Origin of the sequence: Cupriavidus sp. L7L (genome assembly GCF_004353535.1) — a bacterium.
GTDB classification, from domain to species: domain Bacteria; phylum Pseudomonadota; class Gammaproteobacteria; order Burkholderiales; family Burkholderiaceae; genus Cupriavidus; species Cupriavidus oxalaticus_A.
The window spans coordinates 1-583 of the sequence record NZ_SMNY01000161.1 but is presented as its reverse complement, the minus strand read 5'-3'; the positions used below and the strand labels follow the sequence as shown (position 1 = coordinate 583).

Genomic DNA, 583 nt, shown 5'->3' with positions numbered 1-583 from the left:
CATGAACTGCGGTGCCGTACCGTTCTCGGCAAAGTGATGGCTCAGCGAGCCGCTCGCCAGGATCGCCACCGTGCCGTCGTAGTGCTCCTCGATCGCCTTGCGTACCGCCTGCCCGAACTTGACGCTGGTGGGCAGGTCGTGCCACACGCACCACCCCGATACACTCACCACCTTGAAGTGCTGGTCCTCGTTCATGTATCGCATCGGGACCAGCGTGCCGTACTCCAGTTCCAGGGTCGTGTCGCTGTGCGCGCGCGTCGCCACGCCCATCTCATTGGCGACGTTGGCGATCAGGTGGCCCAGCTCCGGGTTGCCCGGATACGCGTACGGCAGGTTCTTGATAAAGTGCGGCAGTTCATTGCTGGTGTAGCAGCCCGAGAACTGCGGCCCGCAGTTGATGTGGTACTCGCTGTTGACCAGCCAGTGCACATCGAACACGACGATCGTATCGACCCCCAGCTCGCGGCAGCGCCGGCCGATCTCCTTGTGTCCATCGATGGCTGCCTGGCGGCAGCCCTTGTTCGGCCCGTCCAGCTCACTCAGGTACATCGACGGTACGTGCGTGATCTTCGCGGCCAGCGCC

General features: G+C 63.6%; 1 protein-coding gene. It reads right to left on the bottom strand.

What is annotated here, in order from left to right; all coding sequences use genetic code 11:
* Window positions 1–583, bottom strand: a 583-nt coding sequence (gene hpaD / locus E1J61_RS36770) for a 3,4-dihydroxyphenylacetate 2,3-dioxygenase (RefSeq protein WP_243737136.1), incomplete at both ends; no start/stop codon positions are given.